Genomic DNA, 23,389 nt, shown 5'->3' on the forward strand with positions numbered 1-23,389 from the left:
GTAAAACCCGGCGTAAAGACACAGAAAACCCGACTTATCGGCGTTTTCTTGCACCAAAATCTAGCGTAAGAAAACAACCAATAAGCCGGGTTGCGGATTCCCTCAGCACAGCCCCCGTACAACGCAGACGGTAGGCTAAGCTCGGCAATCAGGCGTTGAGGCTACGCTCCGGGGCGTACCGCATACATGCCCTCAAGCATCGCTTCAAAGGACTGCACGACCGCGTGGCGGGGCGCCACCTCCAGCAGCGCTTCACCGTTGCGGCGCAGACGGTCCATGACCTTACGCTCGTACGGAATCACGCCGGTGAGCGGCACCGACAGGTAGCGTGCCCAGTTATCGCGCATTTTCGCCTCCGGGTTGAATCCGGCGGCTTCGCGGCGGCTGCGGTTGAGCCAGTACTGCACGTCTGTTTCGGGGGCGAATAGTTCGGGGCGTGCCTGCACCTCGCGGGCGAGGTTGATCAGACGCGGCAGCCCGATAACGTCCGCTTCACCGAGCGCAATCACGCGGTCAGCGCAGGCGAGCGCCGTGAGGGTCGCGGCGTTACGGCGCGGCGCCGGGCCGTCAAAGGTCAGCTCCTCGTCCACCTCGATGGGTGCGGCAACATCGCAGATGACCAGGTCGTAGCGGTGCTTGAGCCATTCGAGTACCTCGGTGAAGGCGCGGGCGCGAACCTCCGGCCAACGCGAAGAGGAGGTGATGCCGCTCAAGAAATCGAAGGTGCCGTTCTTGAGGGGCACACGTTCCATGATGGCGCCCGCCTTTTTCTCGTCGAGCTGGGCACGGTCGGCATCCGAGCAGAGAATCGCCAGGCCGGAACCGGTGTCCTCGAGCGCCATGAGCGCGTCCAGGCTGGGCGCGTACGTATCCGCGTCGATGAGGCAGACCTGCTGGCCCTGCTGTGCCGCGAGGGCTGCGAGGTTGAAGGCGATGGTGCTTCGACCGGGCGCGCCGTGAGTGCCCCAGACGGTCACAATCTTGCCGAGGCGGTGGCCCGGCTGGTAGCGGGAGGGGGCGGCGGGATCCTGGTTGATGTCCGGGTGCTGCGGCAGGGTGCCGTCGTTGTTCTCGTTCTGCACGTGCAGGGCGTAGTCGCTGCCGGGCGCAAAAGAGTCGACGATGGCGGCGGCCTGGCTGAGCACGGATTCCTCATTGCTGGGAGCGGTCGAGGAGGCTTCTGCCGAATCATGCGCACCGGGCACACCGGGTGCCGGGGCGGCGGGTTCGATTCCGTAGCTTCCGTAGTCGGCGCCGTAGTGTGCGCCAGCATTTGTAGCAGCACCCGCGGCGGGGTCGTAGCCGTAGCCAGCCGACTCGTACCCAGCCGGGCTGTGTCCGCCGTTATCGTAGCCGTAGCCACCGTAGGCGTTGTCGTAGCCGTACCCTGCGTCGTATCCGTAGCTGGCGTTCTGACCGTAGGCAGCCTCCGGGTGGTGCACCGCCTGTGCGGGAGCCTGATTCGGGGCCTGTGCGGGAATGCCGTAACCGACGGAGGGGCGGGCGAGCGCCGCATCCACCGCCTGCTCGAGCGAGCCCAGAATCTCTTCGAGGGCAGCTTCTGGACGGATGCGATGCGCCTGCGTGGGCAGGGGCAGGTTGTCCGGGGCGATGACCGCCAAGAGTACCTCGGAGGCGGCGAGCGCATCCACGGTGGAGGCGCTCATTTCGGCGGGTACGTGCACGCAGAGTAGCACGCGGGCAATACCAGTGTGCGCCATGCCGACGGCCTCGCTGAAGTCCTGAACGGTGCGCGCCACGGAGACGCGGCCGCGCTGGGATTCGATGCGGTTCAGGAGCGAGCCGTCATCGCCGTAGAGGATGACGGGGATGTTCACTGGCCCTCCCCGTAGGTGCCAGGGATGAGGCTAATCTTGGAGTCGCTATTGCTTTCCTTCACCAGGTCGGTGAGGGCTTCTTCCTTGACCCACAGCTGCACGGTTGCCTTGCCGTTGGCGCCAAGCACGCCCTCGTCGACCGTAATCGCGACGATTTCGGCGTTGGTAACGATGGCGCGGGCGCCGTTTTCGGTGCGGTTATCGCTCTTGGTGTCGGGGTTGCGCGGGCCGGAGGTCCACACGTCCACGCGCTCGCCCGCCTTCAGTGCGGAGGCGGCGGCACGGTCAATGCTGACGGTTGCAAGGCGGCGACCCGGGGAGGTTTCGGTGCCTACGGATTCCTTGCTGATGAGGTTGCCGGCGGGGATGCGCTGAATCGCGATTTTGCCGTTCATCTGGGCGGTATCGGCGCGGGTGAAGTACTTGTCCTTGGCGGAGTCGATGTTCGCTTCGACTCGGGCTAGTTTGTCTTCGGTGATCTTCTCGCCGAGGCGGATTTCGCTTTTGGCGGTGTAGTACTCGGTTTTGCTGTTGTTTGCCTGTACGTAGAGCTGCACGCCGGTGATGGAGACGAGCACGAGCAACACACCGAGGATGAATCGCCAGTCCTTGACGGTGGGCCTTTTGAGGCGTTTGGCGTGGGGCTCGGTGAGGGTGGAACGCTTCGTCGCGCTCTGTCGTATGCGCATGATGTGGTTGTGCCTTTCGGTGCGGAAGCCGGCGGTGATTCCGGGTGTTGTTCAACTGACCGATGAGCGAGTGGTGTGTGTTCGATAGTGCTTTGACTGGATTCTGGCACTAACCCTAACAGCATATTTCATTTAGTACTCTCTCTCAACAAGAGTCGTGTTTATGAAATATTTTTGGGTTTCGTTCCTTTTGAAGGGGTGATTAGATAACTTTTCGGCTCATATAAGGCTTTTTGCGGGCAAATTTCACACTGATGACATATACTGAAAGTACTCAATAGATGTTCACTACGAACTCTATATGAACGGCTACTAACGGTAGCTAGGGGCCCAGGATTTCACTCACGGAAAGGATCCAATTCGATGACTGCACCTCGTTTCCTCACTCTGAGCGACGTCGCCGAGGAGCTGCAGGTTTCGCTTTCGCAGGTACGCGCTCTGGTGCGTAGCGGCGAACTTCCCGCCATTCAGATTGGTGGGCGTAACCAGTGGCGTATTGAACGCTCTCGTTTTGAAGAGTACATTACCGAGCGCCACGAGCAGACTCTGGAGGCAATTGCTTCCGGCAAGCTCACTGCAAAGGCTAAGGCTGAGTAGCATTCGACATGCACCTCGCGGGCGTAACGCTCGAGTGGTTTCAGAAAGGTCCGCTTCTCTCGTTGAGATTTCAATGGAGAGGGGCGGACCTTTTTTGTATTTCTATTGCGTTGGTGCGGATATTTATACTTGTCGAGCCACATTTTATGAAGGTGCCCACAATTGGCATTACCCACTATTTATCCTGCGCTTTTTAGCGCGAGATGCGGGCAATCACCGCACTGACGCGAGCTAGCGGAATGGTGCGCACGCCGGCGCCGCGAGGTGCGCGGGAGTAGCCGGAGGCACCCTGACTATAGCCCGCCTGACCGTAGGCCCCCTGCGCACCATAGGCTGCGCGCGCATACTGGTCGCGTTCGTAGATGCGAGGGTACTGACCGCCGTTGAGCAGGCGCAGTTCGAGGAAGTCCGCACCGACTCGCTCGATGACGCCATCGTAGCTGACGGTTCCACCTTCAAGGGAGAGGCGGACGGGTTCGCGCGCCATGGCGAGGGAGCGGAGGGCGAGCTGGATTTTCATGCGGTAGCGTTCGGGGCGAATGTCGGCTCGCCCGGGGGCAATGCCGCCTTCCCACCAAAGCATTCCGCGCAGGGGGATGATGATGTTCTCGCCGCGCGCTTCAATACTGACCCATTCCTCGCCGACCATTTCGAGCTTGCCTTCGTAGGTTTGCATGTCGGTGGCGCAGATGCGGATGGGCCCGCCTACCTGCGCGAGGAGGCGGTCGTCGAGAGTGATGGTGGAGTACTGGACGCGGGCGACTTGGCGGGCGTCCTGTTCCATATCCCAGGCGCGTTCGGAGGCGAGGCGCGCCTCAATGTCTCGTAGGAACTTTTCCATGCTCATGGTATGACCCTACCCGAGGACGGGTGCAGATACGAACTGGGGCATTTTCTGGTCAGATAATGATTCTCAAGCCTAATTTTTGAAGCAAATCCCATCAAATTACATGTTTTTCATGCATTTTGATGCTTTTTGCTTCATTTTTGGCGCGACTTCCTGTATAAATGAAGCAACACCAAAACACATCAAACACACCATTTGGAGGTCATTGTGGACCGTCTTTCCACGCAGGGATCAACCCCCGCAGCCTTCGCTTCGCATCCCCTTGCATCCGTTGTTCCTCTGGCATCCGGCACTGACGCAGGTCACGAAACCAGCACCAAGGCTAACTACCAGGACGCTCTGCTCTTCATCGCCCCTCCCCTGCTTTCCGCGGCGGTCCTGGGCGCGTTGAGTGTGAACCTGCACCGCATCCCGTCGGCGCACCCACTGACAGATGCTTCGCTGCTCTGCGCGGGGGCGGTAGCGGTCCTCATTACTGCATGGTGGTTCGTCAGCTTTATCTGCGCTCTCTTCTACGCTCATTCCCTGCGAGTTTCGAGCCGTAGCGCGCACCCTGCAGAGCTGAAGGTCCCGGCGATTTTCCGTCCGCGCTTTATGCGCCGCATCGTCCTGACGCTCGGCGGCACGGCGCTGGGAGTGGGCGCGGTTTTGGCTCCCGCGCAGGCTACGGTGGTTACGCCCAGCAGCGCCGGGCTGGCCGGTACGGAGGGCATGCCGAAGACGACTATCTCCGCGGTCATGACCGCAGACTCGATGAGTACCGCAGCTTCAGCGAATGCCGCGGTGGCAGATACCAGCCCGGGCTCCAGCTCAGATGCGGCGCTGCCTGATACCACCCCGGATCAGTCCGCCGCTCCTCTGCAGCTCTCCGCTGAGGTTCCCGATATTCCCCTGGCGCCTGACCCCACGGAGGCGGCAGGTTCCCTGCATGATCGCAGCCCGTTCTTCTCTCCTCCCCGCACTGAGGCGGGCACCTACTCTTACACGGTGCAGTCGGGAGAGACACTCTGGTCGATTGCCGCAGACCAGCTGGGCGAAGGCACCGACGCCTCCACCATTTACGACTACACCCTCGACATTTACGAGGCGAACAAGGACGCGCTGGGCCAGAACGCCGAGCTGCTCTACGAGGGGCAGGTTCTGCAGATTCCTGAGCAGCCCGTTCACTAGCCTCACCTGCGTCTTCCGCTCCCCTCTCTGCTTCACCCCGACTGTCTTTCGTTCGCTCAACTCACCTCACATATCCTTCTGCACCGAAAGGAGCCGTCATGAGCTTCGCTAACCTTCTCCCCCGCGCCCCGTGGACGCCGCCGCATTCTCCTGCTGCGCACGCTTCCCGTAACGATCAGCCTGCCAGCCCGTATTCAAAGCATCAGGCGGCACGAACCTCCCAGCCGGTGGCTCAGCCTGTGATTGCCGAGCAGGTCGCCCCGCTACCGGAGCAGGGGCAGGGCACGATGACCCTGGTGCAGAGGAGGAACAGCTCGCTGGTCTATTCGCTGTTGCCGCTACCGCGTTATGAGCAGCATTCGGCGCAGCGCCCGCAGGTGGCGAAGAGGGGCCGCCCGTTGCGTCCTGCGGATGCGTTGGCTCGCCAGCTGGAGGGTCGTTGCGCGGGTGTGGCGATTGCGTACCTGGAGATTATGTCGGCTCGTCGTTCGCGTCAGCAGCTGGCGCAGTGGGTGTCAGCGGATTGTTTCCACCGCCTGTTGCCCTTCTTCCCGAAGAACCCGCGCCAGGTGCGTAAGGAGATGCTGTTGACTCTTCCGCCGGTTCTGTTGCGGGTGCGGGCGCAGAAGGTGCACGAGGAGCTCTACGAGGTGGTGGCGCTACTGCGTTGCGCGGATAAGGTTCGCGTGGTGACCATGCAGATGCGTCTGATTTACGGCTCCTGGCTGATTACTTCCATCGAGCAGCCGCAGAGCCGCACAGACGAAGACTAAGGTTTCCCCTACACAACGCGCACATAACGCGCCCCTGCACAACACGCCCCTACAAAAACAAGCACAGACACGCAGAGAGGGTGCGAATCCGGTCTTGGATTCGCACCCTCTCTGTTGTGCTTTATGCTCTTTTTACGCTTTGCGGTGCGTCAGCTTTTACGCTGAGGCTACTTGTCCTTCGAGCGTTCCACGTGAACCTGCTCGTGACCGTCCTCATCCGGGGCGGAGTACTGCAGGAACTTCGGGCGCGAAGGCTCAGCCAGGCGCACGGCAGAAGCCTGAGTACGCTGCTTGGACAGGTCCAGGTTGAACAGGTAGGTCACGGTCTCTTCGCGGATCGCGCCGAGCATCGACTGATACATGTCGTAGCCTTCACGCTGGTACTCGACCAGAGGGTCACGCTGAGCCATCGCACGCAGACCGATACCTTCCTTGAGGTATTCCATCTCGTACAGGTGCTCGGGCCAGCGCTCACCAATGACGGACAGCATGACGCGGCGTTCGATTTCACGCATGCTCTCTTCGCCAACGCTCTTCTCGCGCTCTTCGTAGATGAGGTGTGCGTCCGCCAGGACTTCCTTCACGATCTGGTCGCGAGTGATCTTGGTGCGGTCGCCGGCGTCCTCAGCGAGGTCGTCCACGGTGATGGAGATGGGGTACACCTGCTTGAGGGCGCTCCAGAGCTCGTCGAAGTCCCAGTCCTCGGCGTGGCCTTCAGAGACGCGGGCGTCAATGATGGTGGTCAGCACCTCGTCCACGAAGCCGGAAATCTGTTCCTTCAGGTCGTCACCGTGCAGGATGCGGCCGCGGTCCTTGTAGATCGCTTCACGCTGGCGGTTGAGCACATCGTCATACTTGAGCACGTTCTTACGCTGCTCAGCGTTACGACCCTCAACGTTTGCCTGTGCGGTAGCGATGGCGCGGCTAACGATCTTGGAGTCCAGTGCGGAGTCCTCGGGGGCTGCCGCCATGAGGCGGGTTGCCATGCCGGTGTTGAACAGGCGCATCAGTTCGTCGGTCAGCGACAGGTAGAAGCGGGACTCGCCCGGGTCGCCCTGACGGCCGGAACGACCGCGCAGCTGGTTGTCGATACGGCGGGACTCGTGACGCTCAGTGCCGAGCACGTACAGGCCACCGAGCTTGGTGACTTCATCGTGCTCTTCTTTAGCGGCGTCTTCGCAGGCCTTCAGAACCTCGGGCCAGCGTGCCTCGTATTCTTCGGAGTTGGTGTTCGGGTCCAGGCCGAGCTCACGCATCTTCTCGACGGCCTCAAATTCGGGGTTACCGCCGAGCATAATGTCGGTACCACGGCCAGCCATGTTGGTTGCCACGGTGACGGCGCCCTTACGGCCCGCCTGCGCAACAATGGCTGCCTCACGCTCGTTGTTCTTCGCGTTCAGCACCTCGTGGCGCACACCAGCCTTCGCCAGCTGGCGGGACAGGTATTCGGAGTTCTCCACGCTTGCGGTACCAACCAGAATCGGCTGGCCCTTCTCGTGGCGTTCCTTAATGTCCTTGACCACTGCCTTGAACTTGGCGATTTCGTCGCGGTACACCTTATCGGGGTTGTCGATGCGCTGCACACCCTTGTTGGTGGGGATGGGCACCACGCCGAGCTCGTAGGTGTTCATGAACTCTGCTGCTTCGGTTTCCGCGGTACCGGTCATACCGGACAGCTTGTCGTACATGCGGAAGTAGTTCTGCAGGGTCACGGTCGCCATGGTCTGGTTCTCAGGCTTGATTTCGACGCCTTCCTTCGCCTCAATCGCCTGGTGGATGCCGTCGTTGTAGCGGCGGCCCGGCAGAATACGACCGGTGTGCTCGTCAACAATCAGGACCTCGCCGTCAATGACCACGTAGTCCTTGTTGTTGGTGAACAGCTCCTTCGCCTTGATGGAGTTGTTCAGGAAGCCAATGAGCGGGGTGTTCTTGGATTCGTAGAGGTTCTTCACACCCAGGTGGTCTTCCACCTTGTCAATGCCGGATTCGAGGATGCCGACGGTGCGCTTCTTCTCGTCTACTTCGTAGTCTTCACCGCGCTTGAGCAGGGTCGCGGCAATGCGCGCGAACTCTGCGTACCAGCGGTTAGCTTCACCGGCTGCGGGGCCGGAAATAATCAGAGGGGTACGTGCCTCATCGATCAGGATGGAGTCCACCTCATCGATAATGGCGAAGTTGTGGCCGCGCTGAACTTGCTCCTCCACGGTCCACGCCATGTTGTCACGCAGGTAGTCGAAGCCGAACTCGTTGTTCGTACCGTAGGTGATGTCCGCGGCGTACTGCTTACGACGCTCGTCCGGCTCCATGGAGGACAGAATCACACCGCACTCCATGCCGAGGAAGCGGAACACACGACCCATGAGGTTCGCCTGGTACTCAGCCAGGTAGTCGTTCACGGTCACAATGTGCACGCCCTTGCCGCTGAGCGCGTTCAGGTACGCGGGCAGGGTCGCGACGAGGGTCTTACCCTCACCGGTCTTCATTTCGGCAATATTGCCCAGGTGCAACGCTGCACCACCCATGAGCTGCACGTCGTAGTGGCGCTTGCCCAGGGTACGCTTGGATGCTTCACGGACCACCGCAAAGGCCTCCGGCAGCATAATGTCGAGGGATTCGCCGTCCTTGACGCGCTCGCGGAACTTGTCAGTTTCCGCTCGCAGTTCCTCATCGGTCATCGATGCGAAGCTGTCCTCGAGCGAGTTCACCGCCTTAGTGTACGCTTCGAGCTGTCGCAGAACCCTCTTATCGCCGGTTCGGAGGATTTTCTCCAAGAAAGATGCCACTGAGCTTCTACTCCTTGCTTGTTTCGGTACCCTCACCAAGGGCGCGCGAAAGTGCGCGCGGTGAGGCCTTCCTACATATTGTATGGCAGAGCCGCCTAATTCGCCCGTCCGAGCTCTTTTTTACGCTGTGCGCCCACGAGGTGACATTTGGTGACACTCGAATCTTTCACCCTCCGGTTGAGGCGGAGCCGCCCCATCCGTCTAAAGGAACGTCTAAAGAAACAGATGTGTGGAAGGCAAAGAAAAACCCGGGGGCCTGGAGAAACACGGTGTGTGTTCCCAGACCACCCGGGTCTTGAGCCTGCTCGCTGAGTACGACCCCTAAAGAGCCTTACGCCTCAGCATTCAGCAGGTACGTTAGTTTTACTCGTTGTCCAGAGTAATGATGCCGTAGCTCCAACCCTTACGGCGGTATGCCGCAGCCGGTGCGCCGGTCTCGCTGTCAATGTACAGGTAGAAGTCGTGGCCGACCAGTTCCATACGGTCAACAGCTTCTGCGGGAGTCAGACGCTCGCCCTTGAAGCTCTTGTGGCGAATCTCGATGGGAGATGCGGCTTCGTCGGCGAGGGTAACCTCGCTGTTGTCGAATGCTGCTTCTTCAACCGGAACATCCGGCAGCAGAATCTCGGTAATTGCTTCGGTAACCACGGGAATCGAGCCGGTAGCGTCCGCCACGGAGACGGGGTGCTTGCCACCGCGCTTGTGCAGCTTGCGGCGGTCACGTGCACGGCGCAGACGCTCCAGGAGCTTGCCGTAGGTTTCATCGAAGACCGCGAACTTGTCGTGACCCTGGGCTTCGGAACGGAGGACAGGGCCGGTACCAACAACGGTAATCTCAACGCGGATGGACTCGCCACCCAGGTGACCGTCCTTGCTGAACTTGACGTCGATGTCCTTCACGTTATCGCCGAGCTGCGCGAACTTCTGAACCTTGTCGTTCACGTATTCTTCCAGGCGTTCGGTGACCTTGATATTGCGGCCGTAGATGTTGACTTCCACGATCATTCCCTCCAGGTTGGGGGCTTATACCGCGTCCGGTTGGACCCGGTACGGGGGTTCGACTCCAATGCCGTTCCCTTGTATTTATTTTAGTACGAAACATGGTTTATATCACTAGATATGACAAATATTTAGCCCAAATAATAGCTATTCGTCGGTCTGCGAACTTTAACAGCTAAAAATCGTGTATCTCTTGCAACTAACTACAAGAAACGCTATATCTGAGCTTTTTTCGGTACCGCCGCAACGGCGCACACGCCCAGCACCCGCGAACCTGATTCCTGCAGCACACGCACCATCTCCGAGGCAGTCGCGCCGGTAGTCACCACGTCATCACAGATAATGCTCACCCGCCCCGCGCACAGAGCAGGCTCCATGACGCGCAAGGCACCGTGCATCCGCTCGGCACGACCCACAGCGCCCAGGCCCTTCTGCTCGTTCTGCGCACGGGAAAGCGCGTCAGAAATAATGGAGGCGCCGCTCCCCCGCCGCGTGCGAGGAGCGTACCCGATAACATCCACAGCGCGCACCCGCACCGAGGCAGGCAGACGCCGATTGAGCTGACGCACCGCCTCCTGCACCAAAAGATTCGCGGGCGCATAGCCGCGGCGGCGCACGCTCTGCGCAGAGGACGGTGCCGGAATCAGCAAAACCTCAACCGGCGCAGAAGAACCGGGTTCAGCCTGAAGCTCCTCCCGGCGAGCGCGCAGAAGCTCATACACGCTACGCGCCAAGCCCTCGCCCAGCAGGGGCAACAAATCAGTGCGACCCGCGTTCTTCAACGCCAGCAGCGCACGCGGCATGATTCCCTCATAACGGGATGCCGCACGTACCTCAGGGGCACCTCCGCCAGTAGCGCAGTCGCCAGAAGACAAAGGTTGCAGAACCTGTACTTGTTCCACACGAGCCAACGCCGCATGCAGCTGCGGCAGACACGCCTCACACAGCGGCGAGCCCGCACCATACGCAACCGGCACCGCACAACACGGGCAGGTACGCGGCATCAGAACCTCACCCAAAGACCCGCCGGCACTCTTGAGCACGCCCGCAAGCCCGGTCAGAGACTTGCTCAGGGACCCGTTCACGGGCTCGTTCAAACCACGCTGTCCTGAACTCACCGAAAGCAACCTTTCCGCGCGCTATACCCGGTGTCCCAGGCTAACCGGCGTAACTAATCTCGTGCAGCGTCGTATCCAAACGGATCCAGCCGCGCTCCTCCATCAGGTAGCACGAACCGTCAGAACGGTGAGCAATAATGTTCGACGTATTATCCGCCGTCGAAATGGTCATCACACCATCCAAACGGTCCAGCTTCGTCTCTTCACCGCTGAGGGAAATCACCTCAGACTCACCGTTCTTCACGTTCACCACCACGACACTCTGGTCGCCAGCCCAACGGGCATTACGCGGGGTCACCGAAGAGCTCAGACGCACCATCTCCGTCAGGCGCAGAGGCTTGCCGGCATCATCACGCACAATACCGGAAATAATCACAGCCGACGCACCCTCAGTAGACGCCACAATCGCCATGCGCGCACCATCGTGAGAAACGTTCACGCTCGTAAAACTCAAATTACGCTGCCACGACAGACCAATATCCACGCCGCGCTCGCGCTCATTCGCGTCCTCAGAGTCCGGCTTGAATGCACGCACAACGCCCGTACCATCGGCAGCCCACACCCAACCGTACGCGTCAAAACTGGGGGCAGTCAGCGCGGTACTCTGCCACACGCGGCGGGCAGTACCCTGATACACCGTGTACAGGCTCGCGGCATCATTCGCCAAGCATGCATAAACATCCGCAGTGTAGCCCATCGCCGGGGAGCTCAACTGGCTCACGCCACGCAGAAGCAGCTGCTCGCCCGCATTGCTCATATAATCATCACGCGCCACCATCTGGCCGTTCGAATTAATAGCAACCGTGCGGGCAGGAACACCCGGGTTCAGCTTCACCGCAGAGAAGCCACTCGGCGCGTTCTCAGGAATCAAAGTACCGTTGTAGAACACCTCGGTCTTACCCAGACCGGAGAAGTTCTCCAAACCGTGCATAATCTGCTCACGCACACGCGCCAAACGGTTATCGTCCAGGTGCTCACCCGAGAGGCGAACCAGCACATCCTGGTTATCGCTCATGGTCGCCGTCTCAAGGCTCATCGACTCGTTCAACGCCGAGAACGCAACATCCTTCAGGTAGGACGCCGGGCCAGCCATCAGCGTACGCACCAGCAACTCAAAATAGCGGTCCGTATGCGGGAACCAACGGATATCCGGCACAGCATAACGGAACGCACGATCGTAGAAATACAGGCGACACGGGCTAAACACACGCTCAAACTCAGTGCCATCCAGCCACAAGCCATCCGGGCAGGAGCTAATACGCCACTGGTTATCTTCCATGACCACGGTGAAATCCTGAGTCTCAGTCTGAGCCTCAGGGAAGGTACTCGTAATACCCTGACTATTCACGGTCGCAGTCTGCTGAAAACGCACATGGTACGTACCCTCAGCGTTTCCGCTATCATCACTACGCGGCTGCACCGTATTACGGTACACACGAGTCGTACCGTAGGGATTCCAACGGCCCGCAAAAGAAGAGCTCAAATACTGGCGCGCCACAGCATAATTTTCGATACTATCCACGCCAGCACGCACGAAGCCCTCAATAATCGCCTCGGGGGTAGCGCCCGCCAGCGGTCCCGGCGCACGCGCCGGAGAAGTATTAACGCTCTTCACGTCCAGACCACTGCTGTGCTGAGTCACTCGGTCGTTCGAAGGAAGACCCGCGCAAGAGCTCATCAGCGTCGCCAAAGACACCGCGCACCAAGACAGCGCGGCGCGTCGAGAAACAATACCCCTGTGAGACATGGAGGTCTTAACCTTCCTATACGAACAAAGACAAACAATCACCAGCTACCACTGCAGGCCATCGCAGCGCGGCGAAAGAATCAACACAGCGAAATAGCAACACCGTGAAAATATATCTGCATTGATTGTACTGGGTAAACAGTGCAAATACGCAAGGATAAGTGCAAATACAACCGCACCGACCCCAATCCCCCGTTTCATGACAGGGACCAGGGCCCCGCGCCTCTTCTAGAGGTCGCCCCCAGCAGCCGTACGAGGAGCGATATTGGGCAGCGTATCCTTAGCCGTCGCCGAACGATGCGAGCTTGACTCAGGCTCACCCGTCACCAGAACCGGCGACTCACCCAACGGAGCGCCATGAACCAAGGGCAGGTTCACCGTGAAGCAAGCACCGCGGCCCTTCTCGCCCCACGCCTCAATCGTGCCACCGTGCAGACGCACATCCTCAGCAGCAATCGACAGACCCAGACCCGTACCGCCCAGGGTACGCTTACGCGAAGTATCAGCACGCCAGAAACGGTTGAACACCTGAACGGCTTCATCCTCAGACAAGCCGATACCGTGGTCGCGCACCGCAATACCCAGATTCGTGGCGTTTGCATCCACGTACACGTCAATCGGTCGGGATTCGCCGTGCTCAATCGCGTTGTACAGCAGGTTACGGAGCACACGCTCAATACGTATACGGTCCATATCCACCATGATGCTCTCATGGCTCGTATGCACGTTCAGCTTCGTATGCGTACGTTCCAGATGAGGCAGAGCCTCCTGCAAAATATTCGAGAGAACACGCATGAAGTCTTCCGTGTCAATGGTCAGCATTGCGCTACCAGCATCGAAGCGCGAAATCTCGAGCAGATCAGAAAGCATTGACTGGAAACGGTCCACCTGCTCATGCAGAAGCTCCACGCTACGGACCTGCATCGGGTTCATATTCTCACGCGAATCGTACAGCAGCTCAGTACCCAAACGCACCGTCGACAGCGGAGTGCGCAACTCATGAGAAACGTCAGATACGAAGCGCTGCTGCAAAGTCGACAGGCGCTCCAGCTGAACAATTTTCTCCTGCAGCGAGTCAGCCATCAGGTTGAAGGAATAGCCCAGACGCGCCGCCTGATGCTCACCGTGTACAGACACACGCTGATCCAGGTCGCCAGCAGCCAGCTTCTCCGCCGTAATAGCGGTCTGCGTAATCGGGCGGACCACAAAACGAGTCACAATCCACACCACAGAAAGCACCACAGTAAGCAGTGCACAGAAACCACCAAAAAGAACAAAGTTAATATGCGCAATCGTGGCGGAAGAATCCGTCATATCGTACACAAGGAACAAACCGTAATTAGGGTTCTGAGAAATAGAAATATGTGTACCGACGATAAGCACCGGATAGGTGCGCTCACGATTATTTTCGACAGTAGTCACCGTAGAGGTCTGCCAGAAAATACCGTCCTTATCACGAACAGTTTTTTTAAAATCATTCGGAATACTCGAAGAATTCAAAGAATTATTACTGCTCTGCTCAGGAATAAAACCCTGCTTACCTTGACCTTCCAAAGGCACAAGAATCCAATTGCGCTTACCCGAGCTACCCGCGTCCAAGACGGTCAGGGTACGGCTCACATTACGACGAATCTCGCTGTCACTACGGGCTTCAGAGGAGTCCAGCACGCTCTGAACGTTGCGGAAACCACTCTCTGATTCCGCCAACGCCTGGCTCTTCTGATTCTCAAAAAGACTCGATGCAATCTGGCTCGACAAGGACCAACCCACCATCAAGAAGCTCAGGAACATCATGATGCCCGCGGTTCCCAGAGCACGGAACTGCAGAGATTCCTTCCACAGACGCTGAGCGCGCTGCATCAGGCTCCTACTATTCTGCTTTTTCGCATTACGCGGCTTGGAAGTGCGGGTACGCGAAGAGGCGGAGGCTACCGCCTCCGCCGTCAAAGCGCCGTGCTCATGGCTCGACTTCGCAACAGACAATCAGGTTATCCCTTCGCCTATGAATAGGTTCCGATTAGCTACCGGAAGATCCCACCAGCTCGGTCGGAATCTTATAGCCAACGCCACGAACCGTCTGGATAAAACGATCTGCACCCAGCTCATCAAACTTAGCGCGCAAACGCTGGACGTGCACGTTTACCAGCGAATCGCTCACATCAGTGTAACCCCAGACCATGTCCAGCAGTTCCTGACGGCTCAACGCCTGACCCGGGTGACGCACCAGCGCAGCCAGCAGGTCAAACTCCAGAGGAGTCATCGGAACCTCAGTGCTGTGGTACTTGACGGTACGGCCATCCATATCCATGACAATATCGCCAATAGACACAACCAGCTGGCGGCTCTCACGCGGACGCAAACGAGTACGAATACGCGCCAACAATTCAGCGTGCTTAAAAGGCTTCGCAATGTAATCATCAGCGCCAGCTTCAAGACCCTTAACAACATCTTCAGTGTCGCTTTTAGCGGTCAACATAATAATCGGCACATTAGAAGAGCGGCGAATTTGCTGGCACACCTCAATACCGTTCATGCCAGGAAGCATCAAATCCAAAAGCACCAAATCGGGAGTGGAGCGCATAAAAGTTTCAAAAGCGCGGCCGCCATTTTCGCAAAAAACAGCGTTAAAGCCCTCTTGCGCGAGCACGAGGCCAATCATTTCTGCCAGAGCATCATCGTCATCAACCACCAAAATGGTGTGTGCGTCGCTTGCGCTCACAGTACCTCCCTAAAGATTTGTCGTAAATACTTATATAAAAAGCTGATTCTCTAATCATACCGCGCACTCAGCCAATGCACGGGCACACTCTGTCACACGAGCCAGGGAAGCCGTGGCATCCACCACACTCACTGTGCCCGAGACCAACCCAGCAGACGCGGAACCGCGCTGAATACGCTCATCAGGCATCAAACCCACCGCACTCAGCTGGGCAGATTCAAGACCAACCTCACGCCACAGGCTGTACAGGCGGCGCACCTGATCCGGCACCCGCGCAGAGGTCACCACCGGAAGCCACAGCTGAGCCTGCGCCTCCAGCAGCTGCGCCACAGGCTCCCACGAACGGGGGTCGCTCAGCGGCGGAACCTGCAACATGCCGGGGCCCTTCGGACGAGCACGGTCCGGGTGCAACAGCAAAGCGCAGGGAGTAGCGCCCTCAACCTGCATAGCTTTTACCAGTGCCAAAGCATCAAGGGTAGGACGCGCCTGGCTCAGCAGCTTCAGCTCCTGCACCGGCTTGAGCGCGGTGCCATCCACATCAAGGATGAGCTGCAGGTTCAGCTCCGCGAAACGCTCCGCCACACGGCGGTACACCTGCTGATAGTAGTGAGGCTGCAGCGAAGGCAACGAACGGAAGCCACTCACCGTAGGAATAGAACCCTCCAGCAGACGCTGAAACTCCGACTCATCCAGCTGCACGGCAATCAGCGCCCGCGGAGCTTGCAGAGCCTCGCGCAGAGACTCCACCCAGCGCTCCAGGCCCTCCAGGAAAGACTCCAGCAGGTCACGGCTCGCACCGGCATCGCTGATGGCACGCTCACCGCCGGGCAGGTAGATGCTGGCGGCAAGAGTCAGCGGACCAACCAGCTGAATCTTATACACCGGGGCGGTGTCCTGTCCGGAGCCGAAACGTTTCTTCTGCACACCCACGCGATCAGCGAGAAGGTTGATGTCCGAGAGCAGACGATCCTGCGCCAGGGCAGACTCGCGTGCTCCCCTGCCGCCGCTATGCACCATGCGCCAGCCAAACGAGGCACCGTCAAAGGCGAGTCCCTCGCACATCGCCAGCGTGCGTGCCAGCGGGGTGCTCTTCCAACCCAACGCCGGAAGGTGCGGCAGGAACGGCAGGTGCGGGGAGCCCAGCTCGCCCTCCACGCGGGACATCGCCTCGCCCAAATCGTCACCGGGAAAATCGCCCAGTCCGCTGGCACGTACCAGCGGACGCTCCGTAGCGAGCGCGGTGAGGTCCTGTTCGGTCAGCTCGTCCCCCTCGGGGGCGCGGTACTCACCGGGCAACAGCAGGCGCTCCGGCACAGGTTCGGTGCGGGCGTTCTGGCGGTTGGAAGATTGAGCGGGCATAGGGGTTTATCCAGAGGGATTAGATAACGTACAAATTCAAACGTAGCGACGCGAAAGTAGCGCGTTACTAGCCTTCGGACTTCTCAGCTTCGGTTGCCTCGCCGTCCTGCTCAGCCTGCTCGTTTGCGATGCGCACGTGGTGGCGAATCACCTCAGAAATAATGAAGTTCAGGAACTTCTCCGCGAACTCCGGATCCAGGCTGGATTCCTTTGCCATGGCGCGCAGGCGAGCGATCTGCGCCTCTTCACGACCGGGGTCGCCGGCGGGCAGGTTGTGCTTAGCCTTCAGGATGCCCACGCGCTTGGTCGCCTGAAAACGCTCCGCGAGGATGTGCACCAGCGCTGCGTCGAAGTTGTCGATGGAGCGGCGCATGGCGAAGAGCTCCTCGTAGACCTCCGGTGCGACTTCATCGCCCATGGAGGTGGCGTGGGGGTCAAATTCGCAGGACGTGTTTTCGGGGGTCATCGGTCTCTCCTCAGTTCGGTTGTGGTCTTCTGTGCGTTGCGCTCAAGCAGTATGATGCGGCTGCGGCAACGGGGCGGGAACAGCTGAGTGTGGCTATTCTGAGCGGCTAGTCGGCGCTGGTAGAGAAGCTAAGCGCCCAGGGTTTCCTGAATGTCTTCGCGGTCCAGCGAGTAGGCGCGGGCGATGGTGGACTGGCCCAGCACGCGGGTGCCCTGGTAGAGCACCATGGTCTGACCGGGTGCTACGCCGGAGAGCGGGTCCAGCAGTCGCACCACGGTTTCTAGGCGCAGTGCGCCTTCTTCTTCAGATTCGGGGTCGGGCGCCCAGGTCATGTGCGCCTTGGCGCGGACCGGGTCGGCGTGCGCGCGGACCTGCGCGGTCACCTCGAACTCTTCACTGCAAGCGCCCAGCTGTGCGGGCTCTTCCAGGAAGCGTGCCGCCTGCTCCACGGGCACGCCAGCCCAAGTGGCGCGGATACCGCGGATTTCGTGCACGGCAAGCAGCTCGCGGGAGCCAACGATGACTTCGTTCTCCTTGGGGCGCACCTCCAGCACGAAGCGGGGCTTACCGTCGGCAGCGGGGCGACCCAACGCCAGGCCCTTACGCTGGCCCACGGTGTACGCCTGCGCGCCGGGGTGCTCGCCGAGCACCTCACCGTGGGTGTCCTTGATGAGGCCGGGGCGCATTGTGATGTGGTCGCCCAGCCAGGCGCGGGTGTCGCCTTCGGGGATGAAGCAGATGTCGTAGGAGTCCGGCTTCTTCGCCACAGAGAAGCCGCGTTCTGCCGCCTCCGCACGTACCTGTGCCTTGGAGGGGGTGTCAGCCAGGGGGAACCAGGCGTGCTTGAGCTGTTCGTGGGTGAGCACGCCGAGCACGTAGGACTGGTCCTTCGCCCAGTCGGCGGCGCGGTGCAGTTCGCGGTTGCCGTCTTCGGTGGTGATGACGCGGGCGTAGTGGCCGGTCACCACGGCGTCGAAGCCGAGGGCGAGGGCGCGTTCGAGCAGCGCGGCGAACTTGATCTTTTCGTTGCAGCGCATGCAGGGGTTGGGGGTTCGTCCGGCTTCGTATTCGGAGATGAAGTCGTCGACCACGTCTTCCTTGAAGCGTTCGGAGAAGTCCCAGACGAAGAAGGGGATGCCCAGCTGGGAGCAGACGCGGCGGGCGTCCATGGAGTCTTCGAGGGTGCAGCAGCCGCGGGAGCCGGTGCGCAGGGTGCCGGGCATGCGGGATAGGGCGAGGTGAACGCCGACTACTTCGTGTCCTGCGTCTACGGCGCGGGCTGCGGCGACTGCGGAGTCAACGCCGCCACTCATAGCTGCAAGAATTTTCACTGCCTATCCTTCTGTTGTGTTGAGCCTCTAGGAACGTTCGGAGCGTGCCCTGTGTGGGCGCGCTTTCCGTTACTGTAGCTATCCATTGTACGCAGGGGCTCGGCGGGATATTGGGCAGTGCACCCTCAGCCCGCCCTCAGCGAACGCTGAGATTGCAGGCTGAGAGCGGGTTGGTATCTTCTCTTCTGGTTTTCTAGTGCCAGCGGGAGGCATCCGGCAGCTGCGAGGACAATCCTGCTTTCGCGGCCTGTTCGTAGGCAGCGGGTAGTGCCGCGATGAGGCGCGCAATATCGGCGCCGGTGGTTGAGTGGCCGAGGGTGAAGCGCTGGGCACTGCGGGCGGTGTCTTCGTCCATGCCCATTGCCATGAGCACGTGGGAGGGGCGGGTCACCCCGGCGTTGCAGGCGGATCCGGTGGAGCTGCTGATGCCCTGCATGTCCAGCAGGAAAAGCAGGGTGTCACCTTCGGCGTTTTCGAAGGTGAAGTGGGCGTTGCCGGGCAGTCGCTTCTGGCCGGGGTATTCTTCGGTGAGCGGGTTTTCGCCGCTCAGGTGTGCCTGCGGGATGAGCGCGCTAATTGCCGCGACGAGCTCGTTACGTAGCGCGGCGATGCGGGCGGATTCCTCTTCCAGGTGCTGGACCGAGTGCACGGCGGCCTCCGCAAAACCCGCGATGGCGGGCGCGTCGATGGTGCCGGAACGCACGGAGCGTTCCTGACCACCGCCGTGGAGCACGGGGGTCAGTTGCACGGCGCGGGTTGCAACCAGCGCGCCAATGCCCATGGGACCGCCAATCTTGTGGCCGGAAATCGCGAGGGTCGCCACGCCACTGGTGTGGAAGTCGATGGGCACCGCACCGAACGCCTGCACCGCATCCGAGTGCACGGGAATACCGTATTCTGCGGCGATAGCGGCAATTTCGGGGATGGGCTGTACGGTACCGACCTCGTTGTTCGCCCACATGACGGTCACGAGCGCAACGTCTTCGGGGTTCTTTTCGATGAGCTCGCGAACGGTCTGCGGGTTGACGCTGCCGTGCTCGTCCACGGGGATCCATTCGAGCTGTGCACCTTCTGCTTTTTCTAGCCATTCGCAGGTTTCTTCCACAGCGTGGTGCTCAATGGAGGAGACGAGAATTCGGGTCCGCTGCGGGTCTTCTTCGCGGCGCTTCCAGTAGATACCCTTGACCGCGAGGTTGTCCGCCTCGGTGCCGCCGGAGGTGAAAATAACCTCGGCGGGGTCGGCGCCAATGGCGCGGGCGATGCGTTCGCGGGCGTACTCGACGGTGGCGCGGGCGTCGCGTCCTACGGCGTGCAGGGAGGAGGGGTTGCCGCCGTTGCGCATCTGTTCGACCATGGCGTCGATGGCGGCGGGCAGTACGTCGGTGGTGGCGGCGTGGTCGAGGTAGACGCGGCCGTTCTGACGGTTGGTTTCTGCGCTCATGGTTCCTCCTGCTGGGTTGTTCGGCGGTCTTTCGCCTCGCTTATTTTATCGCGCCCTGTCCGGGCTGTTCTAGGCGTGTTCACGAGTGGGTGGGTCGGCGGGCGCTACTCCCGATGCTACCCGTAGGCTGCGCGGTACACTTAGGAACGTGTTCAAGATTCTTTTCTATACCCCTGAAATTCCCGGCAATACCGGCAACGCTATCCGTTTGGCGGCGATTACCGGCGCTGAGTTGCACCTGGTGAAGCCGCTGGGTTTCAACTTTGATGACGCGCACCTGCGCCGTGCCGGTCTGGACTACCACGACCTCGCGGTGGTGACGGTGCACGAGACCCTTGAGGACGCGTGGGAGGCCCTTGCCCCGGAGCGTGTTTTCGCGTTCACGACGACAGCCTCGACCTCGTATGCGGATATTGAGTACCGCCCGGGTGACGTGTTCATGTTTGGCCCGGAGTCGGTGGGTCTGCCCGCTGAGGTTCAGCAGGACCCGCACGTGACCGAGCGCGTGAAGATTCCGATGAAGCCGGGCCGCCGTTCGCTGAACCTGGCTAATTCTGCGTCTATCGCAATTTTTGAGGCGTGGCGTCAGAACGGTTTTGAGGGAGGCGCCATCTAGCATGGCTGTTGCGCACCATAATCTGTCGGGGCCTCTGGTTCAGCAGATTCTGGAGACGCGCCCTCCCCTGGCTGAGCAGATTCGCCAGGACCCGCAGAATAGGGAGTTCACGGAGCAGGGTTGGGAGCCGGTCTATTCGGCGTCCCCGAAGGCGCGCATCGTGGTGATTGGTCAGGCGCCTGGGCGCACCGCGCAGGAGAGCCGCATCCCGTGGAATGACCCAAGCGGTGTGAAGCTGCGCGAGTGGATGGGCGTGACGGATGAGCAGTTCTATAACCCCGAGCTGATTTCGCTGCTGCCAATGGATTTCTACTATCCCGGTAAGGGCGCGCACGGCGATAACCCGCCGCGTAAGGATTTCGCGCCGAAGTGGCATCCGCAGCTGCTCGAGCTCATGCCGAACGTTCAGCTGATTCTGCTGGTGGGCGCGTACTCTCAGAAGCACTACCTGGATGGTGTGCACGCCCCGAAGGCGCAGAAGAACCTGACGGAGACAGTTCGTGCGTGGGAGTCTTATCTTCCTAAGTTTCTGCCGCTGGTGCATCCTTCGCCGCTGAATTTTAGGTGGCAGGCGAAGAACCCGTGGTTCGAGCAGGAGGTTATCCCGGCTTTGCAGAAGCGCGTGGGCGAGGTTCTTGAGGGCGCCTGACCCACCCCCGCTCTGCGGCACCAATGCATTTTGCTGTACTAACGAAAGGAAGCTCCCACCCCAGATACGGGGTGGGAGCTTCTTCGTTACGCCAGGTGGCACTCTTGCTGAGCGGTTAGTCCTGCTGAACGGTAGAGTCGGCTGAGCGGGTGTTTCCCAATCGCGCTTCTACCTGTTCAGGAGCAGAGTGCGTTTTACTTCTGGCTATTTACTTCTGGCTGTCGGCGTCGCCCAGGGTCACGGTGATGTCCTGGGTGGAGGAGCCGCGCTTGACCTTCAGCTTCAAGTCGGAGCCTGCCGCCGCGGCACGAACGGTACCGTTGAGCTCTTCGCTCTTATTCACGGCGTGACCGTCGGCTTCAATCACTACGTCACCGGAGCGCAGACCTGCCTTTGCGGCGGGGCTATTAGACTCCACCGAGGCAATTTCAACGCCACCGGGGATGAGCTTGGAGGAGCCCGAACCGGTGTCTGCGGGGCTGTTCTTCACGCTCGCGCCCAGGTAGCCGTGGGTTGCTTTGCCCTTGGCGATGATCTCGGAGGAGATGCGCTTGGCGTAGTTGGAGGTAATGGAGAACGCCATACCGTCAGCGGCACCACCGTCCTGGCTTGCCTGGCCCTGTGCGTTGATGCCGACCAGTTCGCCTTTGAGGTTCACCAGCGGGCCACCGGAGTTACCGTGGTTGATGGGCACATCAACCTGAATCATGGGGATGTAGTTCTGGCCCTTTGCGTCAGCCGGCTGCACACGGTTGACGTTCGACACCACGCCGGAGGTCACCGATTCGCTACGGCGATACGGCGCGCCGAGGGCAACCACGGCCTCGCCGGAGACCAGCTTGGAGGAGTCGCCCCAGGTGATGGGCTGCAGGTCCAGGCCGGAGGGGCTAATCTTCAGGACCGCCAGGTCAGCGGCTGCGTCCAGGCCCACCACGGATGCGGTGCGCACGGTGCCATCGCTCAGACGCACCTCAATGGTGGATGCTTCCCTGGAAGATTCGAGGGTGACCACGTGGTGGTTGGTGAGGATGTGGCCTTCCTTGTCGAGGATGACGCCACTACCGCCGCCGGAGGAGGAACCGTTCGAAGCAACAATAGTCACGGTAGAGGGCAGGACCTTCTTCGCGGTTTCTGCTACGCCTGCCACGGTGGAGGAGTTGCTGATATTGGAGCTAACGGAGCCGCGGGAGGATGAGCTGGTGGAACTGTTATTCGATGCCGCGATGCCGCCTCCGACGCCCGCACCGACGCCGCCGCCAACGAGGGCTGCGAGCAGAGCTGCGGTGAGCACAACACCTGCGCCGTAACGCTTGTTATTGTTGGTGTCCTGGGGCGCAGACTGTGCCGCAGCAACCTGAGCGGCAGCTGCCTGAGGGTAGGTGTAGCCGGGAGAAGCATATGCTTGCGGGTATGCGTTCTGACCCTGCTGCTGGTTTGCGGACTGGTAGCCTGTCTGTCCGTTCACGTTCTGCATGGGACGGGTTGCGTCCGTGACGCCGTCATTGCCGCCGTAAGACCATCCGTTGTTTTGAGTCATGAGCTCTCCTAGAAGTCGTGCGTATGCGTCACCCTGGGCGCACGCTATCTTTCTACTGTAGAGGGTGTTTTAGGGCGTTCGATATCTTTTCGCTGTTGGTTTTCGGGGAGTTCCCTGGGAATTTCTCCCATTTTTTTCACTCGGTGCAGATTCACTGGCATGGGGCGCTCTACCATCCCGCAGAAGTTAGCGTTATTTTCTAGGCTTTGTTCGCTATTTTTCGTCGCTCTCAGGCTGCTCTTTTAAAGCGCCCAGTTTTTCTCCACGGTTTACACAGCATGATGCGTCCGCATACACAGCTTCAGCACAGAGTCGGTCCGTAATGTTGAAGACACGTAGGAACGAGAAAACACCTAGGAACGAAAACCAATGCAAAGGACAAACACGAGGAGAAACCCATGATGATCGGAACCCTGATTTTCTGTGCGGTCTTGGCAAGCTCCATCGGTATCGGTGCGGGTATTGTGGCTTGTTGCTCGGGAATGGTGTACCGCCGTCATCGTGCAGAGAAGGCCTCCGAGCTGGCGCAGCCGCTTGCCACCCACGCATTGACCGCCGGCAGGTAGCGCATAAAGTTTGATAGTTTTCCGGAGCAGGAGATGAGAGCCCTGCACCGGAGGGGCGAGAATCCCCAGTATGTCCCGAAGGGTCGGTGTGAGGACCGACCCGGGTGTGATAGTGAGTTGAGTGATGATCGATGCGGCGTGAGC

Annotated in this window: 20 protein-coding genes; 6 read left to right on the forward strand and 14 right to left on the reverse strand. The window is 60.1% G+C overall.

Going from position 1 to position 23,389, the window contains the following annotated elements:
• Window positions 1-161 precede the first annotated feature (161 nt).
• Together RWZ58_RS00355 and RWZ58_RS00360 are read right to left on the reverse strand one after the other, a co-directional pair.
• Window positions 162-1,838 (reverse strand): P-loop NTPase, encoded by a 1,677-nt coding sequence (locus tag RWZ58_RS00355; protein ID WP_314656668.1) that lies wholly within the window; start codon window positions 1,836-1,838, stop codon window positions 162-164.
• Window positions 1,835-2,527, reverse strand: a complete 693-nt coding sequence (locus RWZ58_RS00360; protein ID WP_314656670.1) for an SAF domain-containing protein — start codon at window positions 2,525-2,527, stop codon at window positions 1,835-1,837. Before RWZ58_RS00360 ends, RWZ58_RS00355 begins: the two co-directional genes overlap by 4 nt.
• Before the next feature lie 363 nt (window positions 2,528-2,890).
• Here RWZ58_RS00360 and RWZ58_RS00365 point away from each other — a divergent pair, with 363 nt between their 5' ends.
• On the forward strand, window positions 2,891-3,124 hold the full coding sequence (locus tag RWZ58_RS00365; protein WP_044150292.1) for a helix-turn-helix domain-containing protein: 234 nt from the start codon (window positions 2,891-2,893) through the stop codon (window positions 3,122-3,124).
• 193 nt (window positions 3,125-3,317) lie between these two features.
• On the opposite strand, the gene RWZ58_RS00370 is transcribed toward RWZ58_RS00365, so the two are convergent.
• Window positions 3,318-3,971 (reverse strand): histidine kinase, encoded by a 654-nt coding sequence (locus RWZ58_RS00370; protein ID WP_070690412.1) that lies wholly within the window; start codon window positions 3,969-3,971, stop codon window positions 3,318-3,320.
• A gap of 207 nt (window positions 3,972-4,178) precedes the next feature.
• Between RWZ58_RS00370 and RWZ58_RS00375 the strand changes: the two genes are divergently transcribed.
• Window positions 4,179-5,141, forward strand: a complete 963-nt coding sequence (locus RWZ58_RS00375; RefSeq protein ID WP_314656673.1) for a LysM peptidoglycan-binding domain-containing protein — start codon at window positions 4,179-4,181, stop codon at window positions 5,139-5,141.
• A 98-nt stretch (window positions 5,142-5,239) separates the two neighbouring features.
• The gene (locus RWZ58_RS00380) at window positions 5,240-5,914 is read left to right on the forward strand and encodes an Rv3235 family protein (protein ID WP_314656674.1); all 675 of its coding nucleotides are present in this window, start codon (window positions 5,240-5,242) and stop codon (window positions 5,912-5,914) included.
• Between the two features lie 167 nt (window positions 5,915-6,081).
• Here RWZ58_RS00380 and secA read toward each other — a convergent pair whose 3' ends face one another.
• The 10 genes from secA to RWZ58_RS00430 form a co-directional block, all read right to left on the reverse strand.
• Complete coding sequence (gene secA, locus RWZ58_RS00385) at window positions 6,082-8,697, reverse strand: preprotein translocase subunit SecA (RefSeq protein ID WP_314656676.1); 2,616 nt, start codon at window positions 8,695-8,697, stop codon at window positions 6,082-6,084.
• A gap of 363 nt (window positions 8,698-9,060) precedes the next feature.
• Window positions 9,061-9,702, reverse strand: a complete 642-nt coding sequence (gene hpf / locus RWZ58_RS00390) for a ribosome hibernation-promoting factor, HPF/YfiA family (protein ID WP_012903212.1) — start codon at window positions 9,700-9,702, stop codon at window positions 9,061-9,063.
• Window positions 9,703-9,911: 209 nt separating this feature from the next.
• Window positions 9,912-10,814: a ComF family protein gene (locus RWZ58_RS00395; protein ID WP_314656678.1), complete on the reverse strand. Its 903-nt coding sequence runs from the start codon at window positions 10,812-10,814 to the stop codon at window positions 9,912-9,914.
• Window positions 10,815-10,854: 40 nt separating this feature from the next.
• Window positions 10,855-12,561, reverse strand: coding sequence for an LpqB family beta-propeller domain-containing protein (locus RWZ58_RS00400; protein WP_314656679.1), 1,707 nt, complete (start codon window positions 12,559-12,561; stop codon window positions 10,855-10,857).
• A 228-nt stretch (window positions 12,562-12,789) separates the two neighbouring features.
• A complete protein-coding gene (gene mtrB / locus RWZ58_RS00405; protein ID WP_314656681.1) occupies window positions 12,790-14,544 on the reverse strand; it encodes an MtrAB system histidine kinase MtrB in 1,755 nt (584 codons plus the stop codon).
• Window positions 14,545-14,578: 34 nt separating this feature from the next.
• Window positions 14,579-15,280 carry an MtrAB system response regulator MtrA gene (mtrA, locus tag RWZ58_RS00410; RefSeq protein ID WP_080974466.1) on the reverse strand — a complete coding sequence of 234 codons (702 nt, stop codon included), beginning with the start codon at window positions 15,278-15,280 and terminating at the stop codon, window positions 14,579-14,581.
• A gap of 54 nt (window positions 15,281-15,334) precedes the next feature.
• A complete protein-coding gene (locus tag RWZ58_RS00415) occupies window positions 15,335-16,639 on the reverse strand; it encodes a methionine synthase (RefSeq protein ID WP_314656683.1) in 1,305 nt (434 codons plus the stop codon).
• A 67-nt stretch (window positions 16,640-16,706) separates the two neighbouring features.
• Window positions 16,707-17,105, reverse strand: a complete 399-nt coding sequence (locus RWZ58_RS00420; RefSeq protein ID WP_005505356.1) for a chorismate mutase — start codon at window positions 17,103-17,105, stop codon at window positions 16,707-16,709.
• Between the two features lie 128 nt (window positions 17,106-17,233).
• Window positions 17,234-18,436, reverse strand: coding sequence for a tRNA 2-thiouridine(34) synthase MnmA (mnmA, locus tag RWZ58_RS00425; RefSeq protein ID WP_314656685.1), 1,203 nt, complete (start codon window positions 18,434-18,436; stop codon window positions 17,234-17,236).
• 193 nt (window positions 18,437-18,629) lie between these two features.
• Window positions 18,630-19,877 carry a cysteine desulfurase family protein gene (locus RWZ58_RS00430; RefSeq protein WP_314656687.1) on the reverse strand — a complete coding sequence of 416 codons (1,248 nt, stop codon included), beginning with the start codon at window positions 19,875-19,877 and terminating at the stop codon, window positions 18,630-18,632.
• A 148-nt stretch (window positions 19,878-20,025) separates the two neighbouring features.
• On the opposite strand from RWZ58_RS00430, the gene RWZ58_RS00435 reads away from it, so the two are divergent.
• Together RWZ58_RS00435 and RWZ58_RS00440 are read left to right on the forward strand one after the other, a co-directional pair.
• On the forward strand, window positions 20,026-20,493 hold the full coding sequence (locus RWZ58_RS00435) for a tRNA (cytidine(34)-2'-O)-methyltransferase (RefSeq protein WP_005508556.1): 468 nt from the start codon (window positions 20,026-20,028) through the stop codon (window positions 20,491-20,493).
• A 1-nt stretch (window position 20,494) separates the two neighbouring features.
• Window positions 20,495-21,142, forward strand: coding sequence for a uracil-DNA glycosylase family protein (locus RWZ58_RS00440; protein WP_314656690.1), 648 nt, complete (start codon window positions 20,495-20,497; stop codon window positions 21,140-21,142).
• A gap of 208 nt (window positions 21,143-21,350) precedes the next feature.
• Here RWZ58_RS00440 and RWZ58_RS00445 read toward each other — a convergent pair whose 3' ends face one another.
• Complete coding sequence (locus RWZ58_RS00445) at window positions 21,351-22,679, reverse strand: trypsin-like peptidase domain-containing protein (RefSeq protein ID WP_314656692.1); 1,329 nt, start codon at window positions 22,677-22,679, stop codon at window positions 21,351-21,353.
• Between the two features lie 398 nt (window positions 22,680-23,077).
• Here RWZ58_RS00445 and RWZ58_RS00450 point away from each other — a divergent pair, with 398 nt between their 5' ends.
• Window positions 23,078-23,245, forward strand: coding sequence for a hypothetical protein (locus tag RWZ58_RS00450; protein ID WP_168167599.1), 168 nt, complete (start codon window positions 23,078-23,080; stop codon window positions 23,243-23,245).
• Window positions 23,246-23,389: the final 144 nt, after the last annotated feature.

Source organism: uncultured Rothia sp. (assembly GCF_963544205.1).
Taxonomy (GTDB): domain Bacteria; phylum Actinomycetota; class Actinomycetes; order Actinomycetales; family Micrococcaceae; genus Rothia.